General features: G+C 52.2%; 5 protein-coding genes. All 5 read right to left on the reverse strand.

What is annotated here, in order from left to right; genetic code table 11:
- Positions 1-448, reverse strand: a 448-nt coding sequence (locus HMPREF9163_RS12500; RefSeq protein ID WP_009441009.1) for a DNA cytosine methyltransferase, incomplete at its 3' end; no start/stop codon positions are given.
- Positions 445-726, reverse strand: coding sequence for a hypothetical protein (locus HMPREF9163_RS06855; protein ID WP_037346482.1), 282 nt, complete (start codon positions 724-726; stop codon positions 445-447). The genes HMPREF9163_RS06855 and HMPREF9163_RS12500, both read right to left, overlap by 4 nt.
- Before the next feature lie 2 nt (positions 727-728).
- Entirely contained in the window at positions 729-1,268 is a 540-nt protein-coding gene (locus HMPREF9163_RS06860) for an N-acetylmuramoyl-L-alanine amidase (RefSeq protein WP_009441011.1), read from the reverse strand.
- Positions 1,268-2,533, reverse strand: a complete 1,266-nt coding sequence (locus tag HMPREF9163_RS06865; RefSeq protein ID WP_037346485.1) for a site-specific DNA-methyltransferase — start codon at positions 2,531-2,533, stop codon at positions 1,268-1,270. The genes HMPREF9163_RS06860 and HMPREF9163_RS06865 overlap by 1 nt, the downstream gene beginning before the upstream one ends.
- A 69-nt stretch (positions 2,534-2,602) precedes the next feature.
- The gene (locus HMPREF9163_RS11530; protein WP_051038605.1) at positions 2,603-3,592 is read right to left on the reverse strand and encodes an HNH endonuclease; all 990 of its coding nucleotides are present in this window, start codon (positions 3,590-3,592) and stop codon (positions 2,603-2,605) included.
- Positions 3,593-3,610: the final 18 nt, after the last annotated feature.

Raw genomic sequence — 3,610 nt, forward strand, 5'->3', positions numbered from 1 at the left:
GCACCTCGGGTGCTTCCGGCTCTTTGATGCGGACGATTTCCGTAAGGACGGATTGGAAGTCCCGTCCACCCGAACTTGAAAACGCTCCCGCGACATTCTCCCAGACGATGAATCTCGGATATCTTCCATTCGTTGCACACCTCATTTCTCGCACGATACGGACAGCTTCAAAAAAAAGTATGGACTCCTGCCCATGCAGCCCTTCCCGCCGTCCCGCAATGCTGAGATTCGTGCAGGGAGAACCGAATGTGATAATGTCCACAAGCTCGATCTCATCCCCGCGAATCTGGTGAATGTCCCCCAGATGCTTGACGGAGGGCAGCCGCTTCGTTGTGACACGAATTGGGAACGGCTCGACCTCCGATGCCCACTTTGGTTCTATGCCCGCAAAAACAGCACCGAGTGTGAATCCTCCGCTCCCGTCAAAGAGACTGCCGAGCGTCATCATTTCACAATATGGGGAGCGGTCATACGCTCAAGCATCTTGCCCGTCATCCAGATCGCACCGTCGATGACGAGTGGCAGGAAGATGCGGTCACGGAATCTGCACCATCCCGTCTCCTTCTCCGCACTCTCGCGAAGTGCCGCCGTGTATGCCGCCGACACCTCACGCGCGGCAGGAAGCCCCTTCTCGTGAAGCCAGAGAACCGTCGCTTCCTTTGCCTCCGTCCGTACAAAATCCCCCACATGATTTTTCAGTTCGTTTTGAATGTGTTCCAGTTTCATCTTCAACACTCTCCTTCATAGTCCGTTACCCCACGCGCAATGGCGCGGGCAAATTCATCCTGCTGCGAACGCAGAAGCTCTGCGTCACCCGCATGGTCGATAAACGCAAGTTCCACGAGCACAGCGACCGCATCGGTGTTGCTCAGAACGTACAGACCGTTAACACCGGGCTTTGCACCCTTCACGCCGCGATCCACAGTTCCGAGCGCATCCACGATCTGATTCTGGATGCACTGTGCCAGCTTCTCCCCCTCTTCGCTTCCGTAGAAGTGCCACGTCTCCGTTCCGTTTGCACTGCCGTTATAGGCGTTGCAGTGAATCGAGATGAATACGTCCGCACCGCTGCGGTTGGAAGCTGAGACAACTTCATGCAGACTATCAGACTGAAAGTTGTCAACCACCTCAACACCTGCGGCACTCAGATAGCCCGCCGCAAGGTCAGCGACATTTTTTGCGACATCACATTCCCGCAGTCCAAAGCCACACGCGCCGGGGTCGGGATTTCCGTCCGGAGCATGACCGGGATTCAAAAACACACGCATCAAGATTCCTCCTTCGCTTTCGGCACATCCGCATACGGAATACGTTCACCGTCACGTTCCAAAAAGACATCTTCGGCATTGCCGTCTCTGCTCTGGATGTATCTTTCCACCGCCACGTCCACGAATTTCGGCTCAAGCTCTACGCCATAGCAAATACGCCCCAACTGCTCACAGGCGATGAGCGTTGATGCAGAACCGAGGAAGCCGTCGAGAACGATACCATTCGTCTGTGTACACTGCTTGACAAGGTAGGCGATGAGCGGCACAGGCTTCGAGGACGGATGGCCGCAGCCGTCCTTCTTTGAATCCTTGATGCGGTCGAAAGCAAAGACGGTGGTCTGCTTCTGATCGCCGTACCATCTGTGCCGCCCGTCCTTCCGCCAGCCCCAGATGATCGGTTCGTGAATGTACTTCCAATCCGTCCGTGTGAGTACAAGGCGGTCTTTCTTCCACACCAGACCTGCGCCAACTTTAAAGCCCGCATCCTCATAAGCGTCATGAAAGATGCGGGCTTTTGCTGTTGCGTAGAAAACGTAGATGGAAGCGTCGGTCGCCATCACCGAGTGAAAGGCGGTAAAAGCGGATTTGAGGAACTCGTAGGCGTCCTTGTCATTCAGATCGTCGTTCTTTATTTTCCCAGAGGAACTTTCCAGAGCCACAAAATACGGCGGGTCCGTGCAGACGAGGTTGACCTTCTCGCCGCCAAGCAGACGCTCGTATGTCTCCGGGAGAGTGGAATCTCCGCAGATGACACGGTGCTTGCCGAGATGCCACACATCTCCTATTTTGGCAACGCAGGGCTTTGCAAGTTCCGCATCCACGTCGAAGTCATCTTCCTGCGCCTCACCACCATCCAAGGAGAGCAGGTCAGCAATCTCGGACTCATCGAAGCCCGTGAGCGAGATATCAAAGTCCATGCCCTGCAAGGCTTCCATCTCGACGCGCAGCATCTCTTCATCCCATCCTGCGTCAAGTGCGAAACGGTTGTCTGCGAGAATGTAGGCTTTCTTCTGCGCCTCGGTCAGATGATCGACGAATACGCACGGAACTTGCTCAATGTTCTCCTCTTTCGCGGCGAGGATTCTTCCATGTCCCGCTATGACGTTGAATTCCCGGTCGATGATGACGGGATTGACAAAACCAAACTCCCGCAAAGACGAACGCAGCTTGGTGATCTGCTCCTTCGAGTGGGTGCGGGCGTTATTCACATAAGGGATGAGCTTTCCGATGGGGACAAGCTGCATCTCGGATGTCATTTTTCCCAAGATATACACCTCCTGCAATAAAAAAAGCGACCTACATCGCCAACTGTATCTTTTGAGCTGCGCCATCACCTATGAACAAATCACAGACTTCGTTATCTGATTTGCTAAATTGGTATAAGGGCGACATCTTTTCCAGACTTGAAATTCTGTCCATAAAGAAGGTTCAGGAACGCAATTCAGCTGTCCGGCAAACTGCCTGAATAAGCACTGCGCCCCGACATTGTACATTTGAGCGCAGGTAATTGCGTTATGTGATTTTCCGAGAATTATTTGCTGCCCGTTAAGGGTAATACTGGCTTCGTACATGCCTTGTTTGCGCTTTTTCACACCGATGTAACCAATCGTATTAGACGAGCGGATTCCCTTGTTGATACAATTCTGGTGCTGCGTCGCTACGCGCAGATTGCTCTTGCGGCAATCCAGTGGATTGCGGTTTATGTGGTCTACAACGAAAATATCATCCTCAACTCCTAAGAGCAGACGATGCAGTCGAAGCCGCCTGATCAGTTTTCCATGTGCCTTAATATCCGCAATAACATAATTACTGTCCGCTTTTTTATACCACCAATATCTCGATACAATATCCACATCTTCGGCATCAATGAGAAACTTATCCCCGCTCGGCAATGTTCCAACAGCCGTGCCGTCTTTGACTGCAAAATGAAACTCCGGCTTGCATTGACTGCATTTACCGGAATTTGAATAATGCGTGATCTCGTATTGTGTGCGGAGGGAGATGCTGCCGCATCGCTTACATCTGCACCGATATTGAAAATGCCCCTTGTCATCCTGTTCGCTCTTTTCGAGAACTTCATAGTTTCCGTAAGTTTTCCCGACTAAATCCAATGTGCGTAATTGAGCCTTGATTTTATTGGCGCACCAGTGACATTTGCATTCCTTGCGCTTAAAGGTCTCCGGAGATGTGTCGTATATTCTGCCACATCGACATTGGACACGAATGCGCCGCCCCCCGGAGGATGATTTGTTTCCTTCGCTCAATACAGTCAGCCAGCCAAACTGCTGACCGGGCAAATAGACCTTTTTAATCTTCCCGCTCATCTCATCCCCTCCTTGAAC

The organism is Selenomonas sp. oral taxon 138 str. F0429 (assembly GCF_000318175.2).
GTDB lineage: Bacteria > Bacillota > Negativicutes > Selenomonadales > Selenomonadaceae > Centipeda > Centipeda timonae.